Source organism: Streptomyces sp. NPDC051677 (genome assembly GCF_044453465.1).
Lineage (GTDB): Bacteria > Actinomycetota > Actinomycetes > Streptomycetales > Streptomycetaceae > Streptomyces.
The window spans coordinates 15,164-33,137 of sequence record NZ_JBITCT010000045.1; the positions used below are offsets into that span (position 1 = coordinate 15,164).

21 protein-coding genes are annotated in these 17,974 nt (G+C 72.5%); 9 read left to right on the forward strand and 12 right to left on the reverse strand.

Translation table 11 applies throughout. The annotated features are described in order from the left end of the window. Positions 1-21: 21 nt before the first annotated feature. From ACIBAF_RS38075 to ACIBAF_RS38095, 5 genes are all read right to left on the reverse strand, one after another. Positions 22-453 (reverse strand): hypothetical protein, encoded by a 432-nt coding sequence (locus tag ACIBAF_RS38075; RefSeq protein WP_399469411.1) that lies wholly within the window; start codon positions 451-453, stop codon positions 22-24. 28 nt (positions 454-481) lie between these two features. Next, on the reverse strand, positions 482-1,387 hold the full coding sequence (locus ACIBAF_RS38080; protein WP_399469413.1) for a DUF1206 domain-containing protein: 906 nt from the start codon (positions 1,385-1,387) through the stop codon (positions 482-484). Between the two features lie 86 nt (positions 1,388-1,473). Next, positions 1,474-2,367 carry an ANTAR domain-containing protein gene (locus ACIBAF_RS38085; protein ID WP_399469415.1) on the reverse strand — a complete coding sequence of 298 codons (894 nt, stop codon included), beginning with the start codon at positions 2,365-2,367 and terminating at the stop codon, positions 1,474-1,476. A 60-nt stretch (positions 2,368-2,427) separates the two neighbouring features. After that, on the reverse strand, positions 2,428-3,348 hold the full coding sequence (locus ACIBAF_RS38090; protein ID WP_399469417.1) for a SigB/SigF/SigG family RNA polymerase sigma factor: 921 nt from the start codon (positions 3,346-3,348) through the stop codon (positions 2,428-2,430). A 227-nt stretch (positions 3,349-3,575) separates the two neighbouring features. Further along, positions 3,576-3,992, reverse strand: a complete 417-nt coding sequence (locus ACIBAF_RS38095) for an ATP-binding protein (RefSeq protein WP_399469551.1) — start codon at positions 3,990-3,992, stop codon at positions 3,576-3,578. A 152-nt stretch (positions 3,993-4,144) separates the two neighbouring features. On the opposite strand from ACIBAF_RS38095, the gene ACIBAF_RS38100 reads away from it, so the two are divergent. Both ACIBAF_RS38100 and ACIBAF_RS38105 read left to right on the forward strand, forming a co-directional pair. Further along, positions 4,145-4,354 (forward strand): hypothetical protein, encoded by a 210-nt coding sequence (locus tag ACIBAF_RS38100; RefSeq protein WP_399469419.1) that lies wholly within the window; start codon positions 4,145-4,147, stop codon positions 4,352-4,354. 263 nt (positions 4,355-4,617) lie between these two features. Continuing rightward, positions 4,618-5,073, forward strand: coding sequence for a cyclic nucleotide-binding domain-containing protein (locus tag ACIBAF_RS38105; protein ID WP_399469421.1), 456 nt, complete (start codon positions 4,618-4,620; stop codon positions 5,071-5,073). Positions 5,074-5,129: 56 nt separating this feature from the next. Here ACIBAF_RS38105 and ACIBAF_RS38110 read toward each other — a convergent pair whose 3' ends face one another. Further along, positions 5,130-6,440: an MFS transporter gene (locus ACIBAF_RS38110; protein ID WP_399469423.1), complete on the reverse strand. Its 1,311-nt coding sequence runs from the start codon at positions 6,438-6,440 to the stop codon at positions 5,130-5,132. 128 nt (positions 6,441-6,568) lie between these two features. After that, entirely contained in the window at positions 6,569-7,183 is a 615-nt protein-coding gene (locus ACIBAF_RS38115) for a LysE/ArgO family amino acid transporter (RefSeq protein WP_399469425.1), read from the reverse strand. Positions 7,184-7,260: 77 nt separating this feature from the next. Between ACIBAF_RS38115 and ACIBAF_RS38120 the strand changes: the two genes are divergently transcribed. Then, positions 7,261-8,163 (forward strand): LysR family transcriptional regulator ArgP, encoded by a 903-nt coding sequence (locus tag ACIBAF_RS38120; RefSeq protein ID WP_399469427.1) that lies wholly within the window; start codon positions 7,261-7,263, stop codon positions 8,161-8,163. On the opposite strand, the gene ACIBAF_RS38125 is transcribed toward ACIBAF_RS38120, so the two are convergent. Continuing rightward, positions 8,153-8,860 carry a TetR/AcrR family transcriptional regulator gene (locus tag ACIBAF_RS38125; protein ID WP_399469429.1) on the reverse strand — a complete coding sequence of 236 codons (708 nt, stop codon included), beginning with the start codon at positions 8,858-8,860 and terminating at the stop codon, positions 8,153-8,155. The genes ACIBAF_RS38120 and ACIBAF_RS38125 overlap by 11 nt on opposite strands. Before the next feature lie 121 nt (positions 8,861-8,981). Here ACIBAF_RS38125 and ACIBAF_RS38130 point away from each other — a divergent pair, with 121 nt between their 5' ends. Both ACIBAF_RS38130 and ACIBAF_RS38135 read left to right on the forward strand, forming a co-directional pair. Further along, positions 8,982-10,199: a saccharopine dehydrogenase family protein gene (locus tag ACIBAF_RS38130; protein WP_399469431.1), complete on the forward strand. Its 1,218-nt coding sequence runs from the start codon at positions 8,982-8,984 to the stop codon at positions 10,197-10,199. 102 nt (positions 10,200-10,301) lie between these two features. Further along, positions 10,302-10,553: a WhiB family transcriptional regulator gene (locus ACIBAF_RS38135; RefSeq protein WP_399469433.1), complete on the forward strand. Its 252-nt coding sequence runs from the start codon at positions 10,302-10,304 to the stop codon at positions 10,551-10,553. Between the two features lie 39 nt (positions 10,554-10,592). On the opposite strand, the gene ACIBAF_RS38140 is transcribed toward ACIBAF_RS38135, so the two are convergent. Both ACIBAF_RS38140 and ACIBAF_RS38145 read right to left on the reverse strand, forming a co-directional pair. Further along, positions 10,593-11,330 (reverse strand): L,D-transpeptidase family protein, encoded by a 738-nt coding sequence (locus ACIBAF_RS38140; RefSeq protein ID WP_399469435.1) that lies wholly within the window; start codon positions 11,328-11,330, stop codon positions 10,593-10,595. Positions 11,331-11,389: 59 nt separating this feature from the next. Further along, positions 11,390-12,793, reverse strand: coding sequence for a M1 family metallopeptidase (locus ACIBAF_RS38145; RefSeq protein WP_399469437.1), 1,404 nt, complete (start codon positions 12,791-12,793; stop codon positions 11,390-11,392). A 155-nt stretch (positions 12,794-12,948) separates the two neighbouring features. Between ACIBAF_RS38145 and ACIBAF_RS38150 the strand changes: the two genes are divergently transcribed. Then, complete coding sequence (locus ACIBAF_RS38150) at positions 12,949-13,308, forward strand: DUF488 domain-containing protein (protein ID WP_399469439.1); 360 nt, start codon at positions 12,949-12,951, stop codon at positions 13,306-13,308. 4 nt (positions 13,309-13,312) lie between these two features. On the opposite strand, the gene ACIBAF_RS38155 is transcribed toward ACIBAF_RS38150, so the two are convergent. Beyond that, a complete protein-coding gene (locus ACIBAF_RS38155) occupies positions 13,313-14,986 on the reverse strand; it encodes an FAD-binding dehydrogenase (protein WP_399469441.1) in 1,674 nt (557 codons plus the stop codon). A 28-nt stretch (positions 14,987-15,014) separates the two neighbouring features. Continuing rightward, complete coding sequence (locus ACIBAF_RS38160) at positions 15,015-15,650, reverse strand: TetR/AcrR family transcriptional regulator (protein WP_399469443.1); 636 nt, start codon at positions 15,648-15,650, stop codon at positions 15,015-15,017. Positions 15,651-15,806: 156 nt separating this feature from the next. Between ACIBAF_RS38160 and ACIBAF_RS38165 the strand changes: the two genes are divergently transcribed. From ACIBAF_RS38165 to ACIBAF_RS38175, 3 genes are all read left to right on the forward strand, one after another. Then, the gene (locus ACIBAF_RS38165; RefSeq protein ID WP_399469445.1) at positions 15,807-16,436 is read left to right on the forward strand and encodes an alpha-ketoglutarate-dependent dioxygenase AlkB; all 630 of its coding nucleotides are present in this window, start codon (positions 15,807-15,809) and stop codon (positions 16,434-16,436) included. Between the two features lie 55 nt (positions 16,437-16,491). Further along, complete coding sequence (locus ACIBAF_RS38170) at positions 16,492-17,073, forward strand: hypothetical protein (protein WP_399469447.1); 582 nt, start codon at positions 16,492-16,494, stop codon at positions 17,071-17,073. Positions 17,074-17,216: 143 nt separating this feature from the next. Then, positions 17,217-17,966, forward strand: a complete 750-nt coding sequence (locus tag ACIBAF_RS38175; RefSeq protein WP_399469449.1) for an MBL fold metallo-hydrolase — start codon at positions 17,217-17,219, stop codon at positions 17,964-17,966. Positions 17,967-17,974 lie beyond the last annotated feature (8 nt).

The window sequence follows — 17,974 nt, forward strand, 5'->3', positions numbered from 1 at the left end:
GTCGGGGAGTCCGTCGGGAGTTCAGAACTCCGTGGACATACCGCTCGCGGCGGCGATGCCCCGCAGCTCGTCGGTGTCCTTCTGGCGCTGGCGGATGCAGCCGGCGATCTCGGCGAGGCGGGTGGGGTCGGACGCGGTGGCCGCGTCGGTGACCACCCGGACCGGGCCGGTTCCGTCGACGTGGATCTCCACCAGCTGGTTGTCCAGCCGGCCGGTGACCGCGGTGGCGATGACCAGCGCGGCCTCGTCACGGACCTCCTGGGGCAGATTCCGGGTGTCGTCCGGGTCGAGGGCGAAGTCGAGACTTCCCGGTGGCTGTTCGTCGAGGGCGCGTAGCGCGGGTGCGACGACCTGCAGCAGGAGCTGGTAGTCCTCGCTGTCCATGCGGACGCGCAACAGGTCGAGGTACATGTCCACGGGCTGTCCGTCGGGCGGGAACTCTGGTTCGTTCATCTGCTCCGTGTTCCCACCCACGCGGACGTCAGACGTTCCGCCAGCGGGCCATCGCGAGGGAGAACAGCCCGAAGAGCACGAGTCCGGCGGCGACGCAGGCCAGCAGGCCGGGGCCGACGGGGGTGCCGGCGAACGAGCGGAGCGTGTCGTCCAGCCCCTTCGCCCTGTTCGGGCGGTAGTCGACGGCGGCCCGTACCGCGAACGCGCCCGCGGCGGCGAACACCAGACCGCGGGCCGCGCCGCCGCCCACGCCGGTGACGTCCACGAGTCGGCGCAGACCCGGCGACATCTGCCACAGCCGCAGGTCCTCCCGGTAGGTCCGCAGGACGGCCCGGGCCGCGATCCACATGCCCGCGACGACGATCCCGGCGCCGGCCGCCCCCACGATCCACTGCCCGGCGGGCAGCTCGAGGACCCGGGCGGTGACGTCCCGGGACTGCTCGTCACTCGAACCGCCCCCGCCGCCCGCAACGCCCCCGCCCGAGCCGGCCCCACCGCCCGAACCGCCTCCACCGCCCGAACCGCCCCCGCCGCCCGATCCGGCGGCGAAGACGAGGACGGAGTAGGCGACGAAGGAGTAGAAGACGCACCGGACGACCGCCAGCAGCCGCTTCCCGGCCTTGCGGCCATCGCGCCCGGCCTCGCCGAAGACGGCTTCGGACAGCCGCCACAGCGCCATCCCGACCAGCCCGATGCCCAGCGCCCACAGCAGTACGGCGCCGAAGGGCTTCTCCGAGATCTCGCCGAGGGCGCCCTGCCGGTCGGCCTGCCGGGTGCCGTCGCCGAAGGCGATCTGCAGGGCCAGCGCTCCGACCAGCAGATAGATCACGCCTCGCGCGGTGAGCCCGGCCTTGGCGGCGCCCGTCGTCATCGACCCCCGCGCCGCCCGCTCCGCCTCGGCGCGGCCGCTGTGCGCCAGAGCGCTCGTGTCCATCCGACCTCCTGGGACGCGTGCCCGAATCCTCGCCGATGTCGAATGCCCCGGCTCGGGCCGGACACACGCGCCCGGCGGGGCGGCCTTCACGCACCCTGCCTGCGAGCGCCCCGGACCCGGCCGAGGGCGTGCAGGTACTCCAGGGCGTCCAGCAGGACCGTGCGTTCGTGCCAGGCGAGCCAGCGGCCTGCTTCGGCGCCGAGGGCGTCCAGGGTCTTCAGCTGGGAAGGGCGCAGCTCCGGCAGGGAGTGGTCGACATGGGCCGAGACCATGCCGACGCACAGGCCGGTCGCCGAGGTCAGGGGCACGCTGTGGCAGGCTTCGCTGCCGGCGGCGAGGATGGCCGCCCGGGCCGGCTCGGTGAACACCGGGTCGCTCGCCACGTCCCGTACGGTGACCTGCGCGAGGTCGCGGGCGGCCTTGGCACAGGAGGTGCCCGCCTCGCCGACGTGCTCGAAGAAGTCGACGAAGTCCTGTGTGAGGCCGGTGTGCCGTTCGATGCGCAGGCCTCCCCGGACCCGGTCGACCGTCTGCACGTTGCCCATGCCGGCGCCGACCACGGCGAGCGTGTGGTCCAGCACAGCGCCGAGCACCGCGCCTCGACTGCGGCCGCCCGCCGGGTCGTCCGGCAGCAGGCCGAGGGCGGGCTCGGGTCTGCGCACCCGGCGGGGGAACCACAGCGCGGTCCGTCCGTCCGGACGGGGAGTCGTCACCAGGACCCCGGCCAGGGTGCGCATCTTGACGTTGAACCGCTGCGAGACCTGCCGCATGAGCGTGAACGCCCCGTCGGCGTCGGGCAGGGCGTAGCGCTCCTGGAGCATGCCCTGCGCCTGGGAGATCAGCGGGCGGGCACGGGACCGGGCGCGCAGGTCGCGCACTTCGGCACGCAAGCGCTCCAGTTCGGCTCGCTCCGGTTCGGCTCGCTCTCGTTCGACGCGCTCCGGGTCCTCGTCCGCCGTTCCGGATGCAGCCGCGGTCATGGGGGTCTCCGTCGGGTCGCCAAGTGGGCATCGCAAGGTGGGAATCTCGGCGCGGGGCGGTCAGCGCAGAGCCTCCTGGCGCACCCGCTCGCAGCTGCGGCTGATGAGCCGGGAGACGTGCATCTGGGAGATGCCCAACCGGTCGGCGATCCTGCTCTGGGTCATGTCCTCGAAGAAGCGCATGTAGAGGATGGCGCGCTCGCGTTCCGGCAGCCGGCGCAGGCTTTCCTTCGCCGACTCGCGGTCGACCACGACGTCGAAGGAGGAGTCGGGGTCGCCGAGGGTGTCGGCGAGGCTGTAGCCGTCGTCGCCGGCCGGGAGTTCGGCGTCCAGCGAGAGGGTGCTGAAGCTCTCCAGGGCCTCCAGGCCGGCGCTCACCTCGTCCTCGGTGAGCCCGGCGTGGGCGGCGATGTCGGCGACCGAGGGCTCGGCCGCACCGGGGTTCTGGGTCAGCTCCCGGCGGGCGAGGCGCACCTTGTTGCGCAGTTCCTGCACCCGGCGCGGCACCCGCAGCGCCCACATGCGGTCCCGGAAGTGCCGCTTGATCTCCCCGGTGATGGTGGGCACGGCGTAGCTCTCGAAGGCCCCGCGGTCGGGGTCGAAGCGGTCGACGGCCTTCACCAGGCCGAGGGCAGCCACCTGCCGCAGGTCCTCGATCGACTCGCCGCGGTCGCGAAAGCGGCCGGCGATCCGGTGCGCCATGGGCAGCCAGGCGGTGACGATCTCGCCGCGCACGGCGTCCCGCTCGGGCCCCTCCTCCAGGGTGACGAGGCGAGCGAACCGGCTCGCGGTGTCGGGGGCGTCGTCGTGCGTGCGTCGTAGCTGTGCGGCGGCTGGAGCGGATGCGGCGGTGGGCGCGGGAGCGGATGCGGTCGTGGGCGCGGGTACAGCGGTGGGCGCGGGAGCGGATGCGGTCGTGGGCGCGGGTACAGCGGTGGGCGCGGATACGTCGGGGCTGCTTGTCGACATGTCGATGGGCATACGTAATCGCTCCTGAACGGTGGTGTCAGGGATTGGCGACGGGAGGGCCTCTGCCGGCCGGGGCGCGTGCAGCGCCCCGGAGCGGACATACCGCTCCCGTCGGCGCGCCTCCGGTCCGAAGCACGAACCTCCGTCTGCCCTGCCCCCGGAGGACCAAACTCCGCCTGGGGAAAGGCGTTTCACGGGGCCCTCGGTCGACGGTCCGGGCCGGCCGGGCGCGGCTGCGGTCAGAAGACGGGGACGACTGCGGTGATGCGCTTGCCCCCGGAGGGCAGGTCGGCCACCCGGACGTCGCGGGCCAGCCGGCACACGATCGGCCAGCCGCGGCCACCGGTGCGCCATCGCCCGTCGCCGTCGGACGGGTCGGCGCTGACCGGCAGCCGGTCACTGCGGTCGCTGACGGAGACGCGCACGGCCCGCCCCTCCACATCGACGTCGAACCCGGTGACGCCGCCGCCGTGGAGGATGGCGTTGGTCGTGAGTTCCGAGGCGACGAGCAGCGCGTCCGCGAGAGCCTCCTCGTCGCACGAGCAGCCGGTGGCGCCGCGCCACCCGCTCACCGCACGACGCACGGCACTGCGAACATCTGCCGGTCGGCACCGCTCGGGTCCTTCGCACCGGAACGGGCCGTCCGGCACGTCCATGCGGTCGGTCGAGTCGTTGGTAGGCATCCCTCGCTCCCCTGACAGTTGCCGACTGGTCGTTGGTCGTCTCCTTTTCGGCTGGCCGTCTCGGCGGCGACCAAACCTCTCTGACAGGGAGCAATCGACCCGCCGGTGCGGGGTACGCGAAGTACATGACCGATGTCGTGGACTCGGATGAACTGTTGCGGCGCATCCAGCGGGCCAGGGCCTGCGCCCGGGAGGAACAGCTGGCCTGGCGGGCCCGGGGCGCTGACCTCGCACAGGCCGATGCGGACGGGGCGCGGGACGCCCGGGTCCGGGCTCTCGCCTACGAGGCCGTGCTCAGGGTGCTGGACGAGATCCTCACGCCCGGCCGACAGTGAAACAGGTCACGCGACCGGCTCTTACGCACGCAGAATCTCCTCGAATGGTTTACGGTTCATTCATACGTGGTGGGCGGAGTCGACGACGCTCCTCCTCCGTGCACCACCCCTGCGCTGCCCTGGCTGGCTTCCCCCGTCCAGCCAGGGCTTTTCCATGCCCTCCTGCGGAAAGTGCGGTCCGCCAAGGTGCCCGGGGCGTCGGCAGCGGCTCAAATGGAAAGGGGAAAGCACCCCCATCGATCGCCGGCGAGGAGCCCCGCGCCATGACCAAAGCGACCAAACTGCTGACCGCCCTCCCCCTCCCCCAGCGACAGCGCCTCATGGAGCTCGCCCGCGAGGTCTCCTTCCCCGAAGACGCCCGGATCTTCGAGGCGGACGGCACGGCCGACCGCTTCTGGGTCATCCGTTCCGGCGCGGTCTCGCTCGTCCAGCAGGTGACGTCGCTGCGCCGGGTCACCGTCGCGAGCCTCGGCGCCGGCGACATGCTGGGCTGGTCGTGGCTGTTCCCGCCGTACCGGTGGGACTTCGGGGCGGAGGCCTTCAGTCCCGTGCGCGCCTACGAGTTCGAGGCGCAGCCCGTGCTCAGGCTGTGCGAGGAGGATCCGGCGCTCGGGTTGTCGCTGGTGCGGATCGTGGCCGAGATCCTCGCCCACCGGCTGGAGATGACCCGCGGCAAGCTGATGGAGCAGTACGGGACGCACCGGCGCGGGGTGCTGTAGATCCCGCCCGTGCAGGAGTGCCGCGAACCCCGCCCGTGCCGGACGCGGCGGCCGCGTCAGATGCGGTACCGGCGCAGCGCGGGCACGGCGGCCGCCAGGCCCAGCATCAGCGCGACCACCAGCAGCCCGCCGCCCGCGACGGCGGCGCGGGGCCCGAAGGCGGCGCCCGCCGTGCCGTGCAGAACGTCGGCGAGGCGTGGGCCGCCCGCCACGACCACCGTGAAGACGCCCTGCATCCGGCCGCGCATCTCGTCGGTGGCGGCGGACAGGAGGATGGCTCCGCGGAAGACCATCGACACCATGTCGGCGACGCCGGCGACGGCCAGGAACACCACCGCGAGCCACAGACTGCCGCTCAGTCCGAACCCGGCGATGGCCGCGCCCCAGGCGACGACCGCGCCGATGACCATCCAGCCGTGCCGGCGCGCCCGCGAGAACGTCCCGGAGAACAGTCCGCCCAGCACCGCGCCGATGGGGATCGCCGCGAACAGCAGGCCGAGGGCGAGCCCTTCGCCGTAGGAGGCGTACGTCTCGGCGGCGAGCTGCGGGAACAGGGCGCGGGGCATGCCGAACACCATGGCGATGACGTCGGCGAGGAAGGACAGCAGCAGGACCTTGTGCCCGGATATGTACCGGAACCCCTCCGCGATCTCGCGCACCCCCGCACGCCGGGCGCTCGCGCCCGCCAGCGGGGGCAGCGCGGGCAGGCGGACCACGGCCCACAGCGTCACGCACAGCGCGACGGCGTCGAGGAGGTACAGCTCGGGCAGGCCGATGACCGGGATCAGTGCGCCGGCGAGCAGCGGGCCCGCGACCAGGCCGGTCTGCATGACCGTCGAGCCGAGGGCGTTGGCGGCGGCCAGTTCGTCCGCGGGGACCAGCCGGGCTATGGAGGCGTTGCGGGCGGGCGAGTTGAGGCCGAAGAACGCCTGCTGGGCGGCGAGCAGCACCATCAGCACGGCCACCGAGTCGAGTCCGGAGACGGCCTGGAGCCAGAACAGCACCGAGGTGACGGCGATGCCGCTGTTGGTGATCAGCAGCAACTTGCGCCGGTCGACGGTGTCGGCGACCGCCCCGCCCCACAGCGCGAACAGCACCATCGGCACGAGTCCGGCGAGGCTCGCGTAGCCGACCCAGGCGGAGGAGCCGGTGATGTCGTAGATCTGCTTGGGCACGGCGACGGCGGTGAGCTGGCTGCCCACGGCCGTGACAGCGGTCGAGGACCACAGCCGGCGGAAGGCCGGCCGGCGCAGGGGGCGGGTGTCCATCGCCCAGCGGCGCCAGCCAGTCCGGGGCCCGTCTTGGGGACTCGGGCCGTCGTCGTCGGCTTCGGTCTCGGGTGCGGTGCTGCCCTCGCTGGTGTCCACACGCTTCCTGGTTGCTCGTTACATCTTTCGGGTTCGGGGGTCACTATCGCAGCAACTCCTGTGGTTTCGCCGCCCTTATGGACAGGCGATCTCATATTCCGGACCCCGACCGCTGGGACTCCCGTCCCTCAGGCCCCGGCGAGGAGCGTCACGCCGAGGGCGACCATCGTGGCGGCGACGAGGGCGTCCAGGACGCGCCAGGCGGCGGGGCGGGCCAGGAAGCGGCTGAGCAGGCGGGCGCCGAAGCCCAGTGCGGCGAACCAGCACACGCTCGCGACCGCGGCGCCGAGACCGAAGGTCCACCGCAGCGGGCCGCGGTCGGCGGCGATGGAACCGAGCAGGAACACGGTGTCGAGGTAGACGTGGGGGTTGAGCCAGGTCATCGCCAGACAGGTGAGCACGGCCCGCCGCCGGGAGCCGGCAGCCTCCCCTTCCGCCGACAGGGCGCCCGCGGGCCGCAGCACCCGCCGGGCCGCCAGGGCCCCGTAGCCGAGCAGGAACAGGCCGCCGATCCAGCCGACCGCGCTCAGCGCCCCGGGCCAGGCCACCACCAGCGCCCCCACTCCGCCGACGCCGAGGGCGATGAGCAGGGCGTCGGAGAGGGCGCAGATCCCCACGACGGCGAGGACGGCGTCGCGGCGGATCCCCTGACGCAGGACGAAGGCGTTCTGGGCGCCGATGGCGACGATGAGCGAGAGGCCGGTGCCGAAACCGGCAGCCGCGGCGGAGAGAGCTTGGGACATGACGTCCACGCTAGGGAAGCGATCAGTGGACGTACAGCTAAAGATTCTTACGTATCATTAGCTTTCGTGATGATCCGATGATGGCGGACCTCCCCCTCGACCAGGTGCGGACGCTTCTCGCCGTGGTGGACGAGGGCACCTTCGACGCGGCCGCCGCGGCCCTGCATGTGACGCCGTCGGCGGTCAGCCAGCGCGTGAAGGCACTGGAGCAGCGCACGGGGCGGGTCCTGCTGCTGCGCACCAAGCCGGTACGGGCGACCGAATCCGGCGAGATCGTCGTGCGGTTCGCCCGCCAGCTGGCCCGGCTGGAACGCGACACGCGGTCCGAGCTGGGCATGAGCGGCGAGGGCGAGCCGACGCGCGTGACGGTCGCGGTGAACGCGGACTCCCTCGCCACCTGGTTCCTGGCGGCTCTGAGCCGGGTACCGCAGGAGCCGCGGATCTGTTTCGAACTGCACCGCGAGGACGAGACGCGCACGGCGGAACTCCTGCGGGAGGGGCTGGTGATGGCCGCGGTGACCTCGTCGCCCGAGGCCGTGACGGGCTGCTCGGTGCGGGCGCTGGGCACGATGCGCTACCTGGCCGCCGCGAGCCCGGACTTCGCGGAGCGCCACCTCGCCGACGGGCCGCTGCACGAGACGCTGGCCCGGGCGCCCGTGATGAGCTTCGACCGCAGCGACGACCTCCAGGACAGGTTCGTGCGCGGCCTCGGGGGCGGCTCCGGCAGCCCGAGCCCGGTACGACACGCCGTGCCGACCTCGGAGGGTTTCGTGACCTCGGTCGCCACGGGCTTCGGCTGGGGCATGGTCCCCGAGGCGCAGGCCGAGCCGCTCCTGCGCTCGGGCAGCCTGCTCCTGCTCGCTCCCGATCGCCCGCTCGACGTCCCCCTGTACTGGCAGCAGTGGAAGCTCGACTCGCCCGCGCTGGCGGCGGTCGCGGACGCCGTGACGGCGACGGCGGCCCGGACCCTCAGGAACTGAGCCGGGTCAGGGCCGTCTGAGCGCTGTCCAGGAGCATCTCCAGCGCCGTCGGATAGGCGCTGGTCACCATGTGGGTCGACAGCAGCGGGGCCGCCTCGGCGATCCGGGGGTGGGTCTCGGCGGGGAGGCGGGCGTAGGTCGAGCGCCACATCGCGTCGTCGGCGTGCCGAGTGGCCCTGGGCAGGGCCAGTGCCGCGGCGTCCAGGGCGGCGAAGGCCAGGGTCTGGTCGATGAAGGCGTGGTAGATGCGGACCGTGTCCGGCAGCGGGAAACCGGCGGTGCGCAGCACGTCCAGGACGGCCTCGTCGGCGGCGAGCTCGTTGGCCCGGCCCGTCACGCGGCTCGCGGTGAGCTGGGCGGCCTGCGGGTGGGCGACGTAGGCGGCGTGGATGCGCAGCCCGATGGCGTGCAGATCCCTCCGCCACTCCCCCGACGCCCGCCAGCCGCGCAGCGCCTCGCCGATGAGCGCGTCACCGATGGCGAGGGTCAGTTCGTCCATGCCCCGGAAGTACCGGTACAGGGTGCTGGGATCGCAGTCGAGGGCGAGGCCGAGGCGGCGGGCGGTCAGCCCCGTGCTGCCGTGCTCGCGCAGCAGGCGCAGCGCGGTCTCGACGATCAGCCGCTCGGACAGCACGGTGCCGCTCCTGGTGGGCCGGCGCCGGCGCCGTTTCTCCTCGGGTACGACCGGTTTGGCCACGGCCCCTCCCCGTCCGTCCCCGCTCTTATGCCAACGCCATTGACCTTACGTGAGGCCACGGCGTTGTATCTCCGGCAGGGCCCCTTCGCACTTCACACCTTCCATCGAAAGAGTTCTCGTCATGCGTGTCCTGCTCGTGGGCGCCGGTGGTGTGGGCACCGCCGTCACCCGTATCGCCGCCCGGCGTCCGTTCTTCGAGGCGATGGTGGTCGCCGACCACGACCCCGCCCGTGCCGTGGCGGCCGTCGCCGCGCTCGACGGCGACGACCGCTTCCACGCCGAGCGTGTCGACGCCGCCGACGAGGCCGCGGTGGCGGAGCTGCTGACCCGTCACCGTTGCGACGTGCTGCTCAACGCCACCGACCCGCGCTTCGTGATGCCCCTGTTCCACGCGGCGCGCTCCGCCGGGGCCACCTATGTCGACATGGCGATGTCGCTGTCGCGGCCGCACCCGGAGCGTCCGTACGAGGAGTGCGGGGTCAGACTCGGCGACGCGCAGTTCGCCGAGGCCGACGACTGGGCCGAGGCGGGCGTCCTGGCCCTGGTCGGCATGGGGGTCGAGCCGGGTCTGTCGGACGTCTTCGCCCGGTACGCCGCCGACGAACTCTTCGACGAGATCGACGAGATCGGCATCCGCGACGGCGCGAACCTCACCGTCGAGGGCCATGACTTCGCGCCCTCCTTCAACATCTGGACCACGATCGAGGAGTGCCTGAACCCTCCGGTCGTCTACGAGGCCGACCGCGGCTGGTTCACCACCGCGCCCTTCAGCGAGCCCGAGGTGTTCGACTTCCCCGAGGGGATCGGCCCGGTCGAGTGCGTGAACGTGGAGCACGAGGAGGTCCTGCTCGTCCCCCGCTGGGTGGACGCGCGCCGGGTCACCTTCAAGTACGGCCTGGGCCGCGAGTTCGTGGAGACGCTCAAGACGCTGCACCGGCTGGAGCTGGACCGCACCGCGCCGGTGACCGTGCCGAGCGCCGCGGGCCCGGTGCCGGTCTCGCCCCGGGACGTCGTCGCCGCCTGTCTGCCCGACCCGGCGTCCCTCGGCGGCCTCATGCACGGCAAGACATGCGCCGGCACCTGGGTGCGGGGCGTGAAGGACGGTGCGCCGCGCGAGGTGTACCTGTACCACGTGGTCGACAACCAGTGGTCGATGGCCGAGTACGGCAGCCAGGCCGTGGTGTGGCAGACCGCCGTCAACCCGGTGGTCGCCCTCGAACTGCTCGCCACGGGCGCGTGGTCCGGCGCGGGTGTCCTCGGCCCCGAGGCGTTCCCGCCCCGCCCCTTCCTCGACCTGCTGACGGCGTACGGCTCCCCGTGGGGCCTGCGGGAGCAGTGAACGTCGTTCCGGCCCGCGCCGTTTCACATCCGCCCCTCCGGTGACCCGACCGGGAGCAACTCATCCGGAAAAGCACATACGACGTGATCGCAGGTGACTTCGATGGACGACTGGCGACAGCACGCCGCGTGCCGCCGCGAGGACCCCGACCTCTTCTTCCCGATCGGCGCCTCGGGGCCGGCGCTGCTGCAGACGGAACAGGCGAAGGCGGTCTGCCGACGCTGCCCGGTACGGGAATCGTGCCTGGAGTGGGCCATGGAGACCGACCAGACGCTCGGGGTCTGGGGCGGCCTGAGCGAGACGGAGCGACGCGCCCTCAAGCGGCGCATCAAGGCAGGCCGGCGCAGTTCGTGAGACGGGGCCCCGCACGGGGCCCCGCTTGCTGCCTCTTCCTCAGCGGACGAGGGAGGCCCGGTCGCCCATGACGACCACGGGATGCAGGGCCGGGTCGAGGGTGAGCAGCAGCTCCTTCATGTGCTGCTCCGCGATGCTGACGCAGCCGTGGGTGGGGCCGCCGTGGTCGACGTGCAGCCAGATGCCGCCGCCGCGCCCGGTGCCGAGGGGGCGGGTCCAGTCGAGGGGTGAAGTGCCGGGCTTGCGGTTGTAGTTGATGGCGATCACGTAGTCGAAGGCGCCGTCCAGCGGCTCTCCCTCGAATCCGGTGCCGGGCGACTGGAAGCCGCTGTCGTGGTCGTAGGGCAGCTTCGTGCCGGGGTCGCGCAACAGCCCGCCGGCGTCGGTGAGTCCGTAGACGCCGATGGGTGAGTGCAGGTCACCGCCCATGTGGTGGTCGCTCCAGCCGCGCAGCGCGTTGTGCGCGGGCCAGCTCTCCCCGGCCCGCCAGCCGGCCTCGGTGCGCCGGTACAGGACGACCGTGGCGAGCGGGGAGTCGATGCCCCGGCCGGTCACCACGACCACCTGGTCCGCGTCGGCGGGCACGGCGGCCCAAGTCCTGGTTCCGAGGCCGGGTATCCGCTGCGGCGCCGACTTGACGGAGTTCGCGGACGATCCCGGCGCTGCCGCCGTGACGGGGGCGGTGGGCCCGTGCTCGGGCCCGGCGGCTGCGCCGCCGCATCCGGTGAGCAGGAAGGACGCGGCGAACAGCGCGACACGGGATCGGTACGTGATCATAGGTCGATCGTGGCCCACAGGTGTGTGGAACTTGTCAGGTTCGGGGCCCGGTTGGGGCGCTACGGCTTGCTGGGCTTGCCTCGACCGTACAGCCAGGTCTGGAACAGCGGGCCGAGGTCCTTCCCGGACTCCCGTTCCGCGAGCTGTTCGAACTGGGCGGTGGTGCCGTGGCCGTAGCGGTGTGCGGCCGCCCAGCAGCGCAGGATACGGAGGAAGGCGCGGTCGCCGACGGCGGTGCGCAGGACGTGCAGGGTCATGGCGCCGCGGGCGTAGACGGGGGTGCCGAAGATGTTCGCGCCGCTGCCGGGGTCGCCGGGCGGGAACTCCCACAGACCGTCGGTCGCGGGCCTCGCGTACAGGGCGTCGAAGGTCTTCTGGGCGCTGTCGCCGCCGTGCTGTTCGGCGTAGAGCCACTCGGCGTAGGTCGCGAAGCCCTCGTTGAGCCAGATGTCCTTCCAGGAGGTGAGGGAGACGGAGTCGCCGAACCACTGGTGGGCGCTCTCGTGGACGAGGGTGCTCAGGGAGGGCGCGCGGTCGTACACGGGCCGCGACTGGGTCTCCAGGGCGTGGTCGACGATGGAGCCGGCGGCGCGGAACGGGTAGGGCCCGAACAGCCCGCTCTCCCACTCCAGTACGGAGGGCAGCTTGTTCAGCACGGGCGTGGCGGCCGTGGCCTCGCGCGGGTCGACGGCGTCGTAGACCTTGAGGCCCGTGCGGGTCGTGTACTGCTTGACCTGGAACTTTCCCACGGTGGCGGTGGCGAGGTAGGCGGCCATGGGTTCCGTCTGGCGCCAGCGGAAGGTGGTCTTGCCGTCGGTGGTGCGCTGTCCGAGAAGGACGCCGTTGGCGACGGCGGCGCGGTCCTTGGGGACGGTGATCGTGAAGTCGTACGAGGACTTGTCGAGGGGGTGGTTGTTGGCCGGGAACCAGGTCATGGCGCCCTGCGGCTCGCCGGCGACGAAGGCCCCGTCGTCGGTGGGGATCCAGCCGTCGAGGGAGCCGTCGGGGTCGGTGACCGGGCCGGGTGTGCCGGTGTAGTCGACGGTGACGCGGAACTGCTCGCCCTTGCGCAGGGCGCGCTTGGGGGTGACGACGAGTTCCTGGCCGTCGCGCCGGTAGTCGGCCTTGACGTGGTCGACGGTCAGGCCGGTGACCTTCAGCCCCTGGAAGTCGAGGTCGAAGCGGGTCAGCCGCTGGGTGGCGCGGGCGGTGAGGACCGCCTTGCCGTCGAGGTGGCGGCCGGCCGGGTCGTAACGGAGGGTCAGGTCGTAGTGGGCCACGTGGTAGCCGCCGTTGCCGGCGAGCGGGAAGTAGGGGTCGCCGACGCCGGACCTGCCCGTCGGGCCGGCCGCGGTGGCGGGTCCGGCCGCGATGAGCAGCGCCGCCACGGCGACGGGCACGGTCGCGGCGACCGCCTCACGGCGCAGGAGGGGGGTGATGGTCCGTCTGCGGGGGTGTGTCACGTGCGCTCCTGGGGGGGGTGGCGTGTGATCAAACGTCCCCAGACTAGGGACTGGGCGTCCCGGTTACCTCCTCATTCAGGTCAAGCCGAGCGGTGCCGGCGGGCGTGTTGGGCCTACGCTCGACACCACCCGCCGAACTTGAGGACGGCCTGCCCATGAGTGTCCGTGTACGTCGCGTCTACGACCCGCCCGAGCCCGACGACGGTGTGCGGGTCCTGGTCGACCGGCTGTGGCCGCGCGGGGTGTCCAAGGACGCCGCCCACGTCGACGAGTGGCCCAAGGGCCTCACTCCGTCCACCGAGCTGCGCCGCTGGTACCACGCGGGCGAGGGGTCGTTCGAGGAGTTCAGGCGCCGCTACGAGGCGGAGCTCACCGACCCGGAGGCGGCCGAACTCCTGGAGCACGTCCGGGAGTTGGCCGCCGAGGGGTCGGTGACGCTGGTGACGGCCGGGAAGGCCTCGGCGCACAGCCACACGGCCGTGCTGCTCCGTCTGCTGGAGACGGACCCGCGCTGACGGGTCAGCCGGTCTGCTGCGCCGCGGCCCGGCCCGCCGCCCGCCCGGAGAAGAGACAGCCGCCGAGGAAGGTGCCTTCGAGGGCGTTGTAGCCGTGGACGCCGCCGCCGCCGAATCCGGCGACCTCGCCCGCCGCGTACAGGCCCTCGATCGGCTGCCCGTCGGCGCCCAGGGCGCGCGAGTCGAGGTCGGTCTGGATGCCGCCGAGGGTCTTGCGGGTGAGGACGTGCAGCTTGACGGCGATCAGCGGACCGGCCTCGGGATCGAGGACGCGGTGCGGGGTCGCCACGCGGCCGAGCCGGTCGCCGATGTAGCGGCGGGCGTTGCGGATGCCCTGGACCTGGGCGTCCTTGCTGTACGGGTTGGCGATCTGGAGGTCGCGGGCCTCGATCTGGCGGCGCAGGCCGTCCGCGTCGAGCAGCGCCTTCCCGGTCAGCCCGTTCATCTTCTCGACGAGCTTCTCGAGGGTGTCGGCGATGACGAAGTCCGCGCCCTTGTCCAGGAACGCCTGCACCGGGGCGGGGGCGCCCTTGCCGAGCAGCCGGTCGCGCAGGACGGCCTTGCGGTCCTTGGCGGTGATGTCGGGGTTCTGCTCGGAGCCCGACAGCGCGAACTCCTTCTCGACGATTTTGCGCGTGAGGACGAACCAGGAGTGGTCGTGGTCGGCGATGTCCGGCGTGGTGCGCAGGTGCTTGAGCGTGTTGAGGGTGTCGTAGCCCGGCAGGCACGGGTCGGGGAGCCGGCGGCCGAGGGCGTCGAACCAGAGGGAGGACGGCCCGGGCAGGATGCGGATGCCGTGGCCGGGCCAGATGGGGTCCCAGTTCTGGATGCCCTCGGTGTAGTGCCACATACGGTCGCGGTTGACCAGCCGGACACCGGCGCCGGCGCTGATGTCGAGCATGCGGCCGTCGACGTAGGCAGGGACGCCGGTGACCATTTCAGCGGGCGGGGTGCCGAGGCGCTCGGGCCAGTACCGCCGCACGATGTCGTGGTTGGCGCCGATGCCGCCGCTGGTGACGACCACGGCCTGCGCACTCAGTTCGAAGTCGCCGACGCGGTCGCGGTTGGAGGCGACGCCGCGTGCGCAGTCGTCGGCGGCGAGGACCGTGCCGCGCACCCCGCGGGCGGCGCCGTCCTCGATGACCAGCTCGTCCACCTGGTGGCGGTGGTAGAAGGTCAGCAGCCCGTCCTTGGCGGCCTGTTTGGCGTAGCGCGCGAACGGCTCGACGACGCCCGTGCCCGTCCCCCAGGCGACGTGGAAGCGGGGTACGGAGTTGCCGTGCCCGTCGGCGCGCAGGTCGCCGCGTTCGGCCCAGCCGACGGTCGGCACGAAGGAGATCCCGTGCCCGGCGAGCCAGGTGCGCTTCTCCCCCGCCGCGAACTCGACGTAGGCGCGCGCCCAGCGCACCGCCCAGGAGTCCTCGTCCTCGGTCCGGTCGAACTGCGCACTGCCCTGCCAGTCGTTCCAGGCGAGGTCGAAGGAGTCCTTGATGCCGAGGCGGCGCTGCTCCGGGGAGTCCACGAGGAACAGCCCGCCGAAGGACCAGAACGCCTGGCCGCCGAGGTTGGCGGCGTTCTCCTGGTCGACCAGGGCGACCCGCCTACCCCTGCTGGTGAGTTCGTGCGCCGCGACCAGGCCGGCGAGACCCGCTCCGACGACGATGACGTCCGCGTCCATGGCGACCGTTGCCTTTCTGCCTGAGGTGCTATGCGTGGTGTCCGCTGCCATCGGTCAGCAGCGCGGTGAGCAGTTGCTTGAGCCAGCCGCGGGCGCCGTCGGCGTCCTTGTCCAGCAGGAGTTGGACGGTGACCCCGTCGTAGGCGGCGACCACCGCGTGGGCGGCGGAGTCGGCGTCGCCGAGGACGGCGGGCAGGGCGGTGTGACCGCGCGCCCGCGCCAGCCGGTCGGCGATCGCGCGGCGCAGCCTGGCCCGGTGTTCGAGGAGGGACTGCGCGACGGCCGGGTCACGGGCGGCGTGCACCAGGAAGTCCGTCTTCACCAGCAGCCAGTCCCGATCGAGGAGGAGCACCTCGGTGACGCGGTCCACGGAGGTCGGCACGTCGAGGTCGGGCCCGTCCCCGGCGAGGGCGTCGGCGACCTGCTCGGCGATCAGGTCGGCGCGCTCCCGGTAGAGCGCGAAGAACAGCTCGTCCAGGCTGTCGAAGTTGGAGTAGAAGGCGCCTCTGCTGTAGCCGGCGGCCTCGCAGACCTCCTCGATGGAGACCCGCCCGAAGCCCTTGGCGGCGAACACGGCGAACGCGGCCTGGAGCAGGTTGGCCCGCGTGCGGACCCGGCGTCGGGTGACACGTCCCGTCGACTGGTGCGTCTGCTGCACGACCATGATCGGACCTCCGTTCGATACGCGAATGTATCGGATACATCGATGTATCGAAAGGGCCGACACACAGGGACACGGGCCGCAGGAACGAAGGGGCACGGGACCCCGGGGCAGGACACGGTAACGAACATATTTTCGATTCAGGCGTACGCTGGAGCCATGACCGCGCACCACCTCCAGGGCTCCCTCTTCGACCAGACCGACGAACTGCGCCTCGGCCCCCTCGACGGGATCCGCCGCACCGCACTCGGCGCGGGCGCCTGGATCGACGTCCTGCCGGGCTGGCTCAGCGGCTCGGACGCCCTGTTCGAACACCTGGCGGCCGAGGTCCCGTGGCGCGCGGAGCGCCGGAAGATGTACGACAACGACGTGGCCGTACCGCGCCTGCTGGCGTTCTACGGCGCGGAGGAGACGCTGCCGCACCCGGTGCTGGAGGAGGCCCGGCGGGCGCTGTCCGCGCACTACGCCGACGAGTTGGGCGAGCCGTTCGTCACCGCCGGGCTGTGCCGCTACCGCGACGGCCGGGACAGCGTCGCCTGGCACGGCGACCGCATCGGCCGGGGCGCCCGGGAGGACACGATGGTCGCGATCCTCTCCGTGGGCTCGCCGCGCGACCTGCTGCTGCGCCCGGTGCGCGGGGGCGAGACGGTACGACGCCCGTTGGGGCACGGCGACCTGATCGTGATGGGCGGCTCCTGCCAGCGGACCTGGGAGCACTGCGTCCCCAAGTCCGCCCGGGCCGCAGGCCCGCGCATCAGCATCCAGTTCCGGCCGCGCGGAGTGCGGTGAAACGGAGCCGACCATACCCGTATCCATACCCCTCAGGGGTATGTACGTTGGTGCCGTGACGAACCCACCTGAGCCCGTGCCGTCGTCCGCGAGCCGGCCGGGAATCCTGCGCCACTGGCCCGCACTGGCGGCGGCCGGAGCGACCGTGCCGATCGCCTTCGACATGGAGGAGGGCGTCGACCTGGCGCCCGCGCTCGCGGCCTCCGCGCTCGTCTACTTCGGCACCGCGGCGCTGCGCAGGGCGTCGACGGCGTGGCCGCTGTTCTTCGCGGCCTGCGTCGTCATCTTCGCGACGGAGGCACTGGGCGGCGGCGACGTCGACCCGACCTGGGTGCTGCTCGCGACGGCCGCCCCGCTCCTCGCCCACTCCTTACGCCCCGGCGCGCTCAACGCGCCCGGCGGCCTGCCCCTCCAGGTGGCCGCGCTGCTCGCCTTCGGCGGCGCGGCCGCCCTCGCCCTGGGGGTGGGTGACGACGCGGCCGCGTACCTGGTGGCCGGCGGGCTGCTCGGCCATGCCCTCTGGGACGCCCGTCACCACCGGATCGACCAGGTGGTGGTGCGCCCGTTCGCAGAGTTCTGCCTCGTCCTGGACACCCTCCTCGCCGCGCTCGTCGTGGCCGTGACGGTGAACGGCTGACGTCCGGATGAGCACACCGGGGTGCGCCGGAGGCGGGTGACACGGTTCCTGTTCGGCATGCATGGAACCCCGCCCTCCGCATCCCCCCGATGATCTGCTTTGCTGTCCCCGTCGAGCACCCCTCTCCAGGACACGGGACGGCCATGCGGGCAGACGTACGGCAAGTGGCGGACGGCACCTACCTGGTGCACGGCAGCAACACCAACTGGGTGATCCTCACCGACGGGGACGCCGTCACCCTGATCGACACCGGCTACCCCGGCGACCGCGAACTGGTCCTGGACTCTCTCGCCTCGGTGGGCGCTTCGCCGGAGGCGGTCACGGCCGTGCTGATCACCCACGCCCACAGCGACCACCTGGGCTCCGCCGAGCACCTGCGCACGGCCTACGGCGCCCCGGTGTATCTGCACGAGGCCGAAGTGCCGCACGCCCGCCGGGACTTCCTCCAGCAGGTGACCGTCGGCGAGGTGCTGAAGAACGCCTGGCGTCCCGGCGTCCTGCCGTGGATGGTGCACGCGCTGCGCTCCGGCGGCACCGAACAGCACCCGGTCACCGCGCCCGAGGCGTTCCCGGCCGCCGACGGGCCGCTCGACCTGCCCGGCCGACCCGTGCCGGTGCACACCCCTGGCCACACCGACGGCCACGCCGTCTTCCACCTCCCGGACACGGGCGTCGTCGTCTCCGGCGACGCGCTGGTCAGCGCCCACCCGACGTCGCGGGTGCGGGGGCCGCAGCTGCTGCCGGACATGTTCCACCACGAGCGTGCCCGGGCCGTCGCGTCGCTGGAGGTCATCGAGGGGCTGACGGGCGACCTGCTGCTGCCCGGACACGGACCGCTGCACCAGGGTTCCGTGAAGGCGGCGGCGCAGCAGGCCCGCGAACGCGCCGTCTAAGGTCAGGC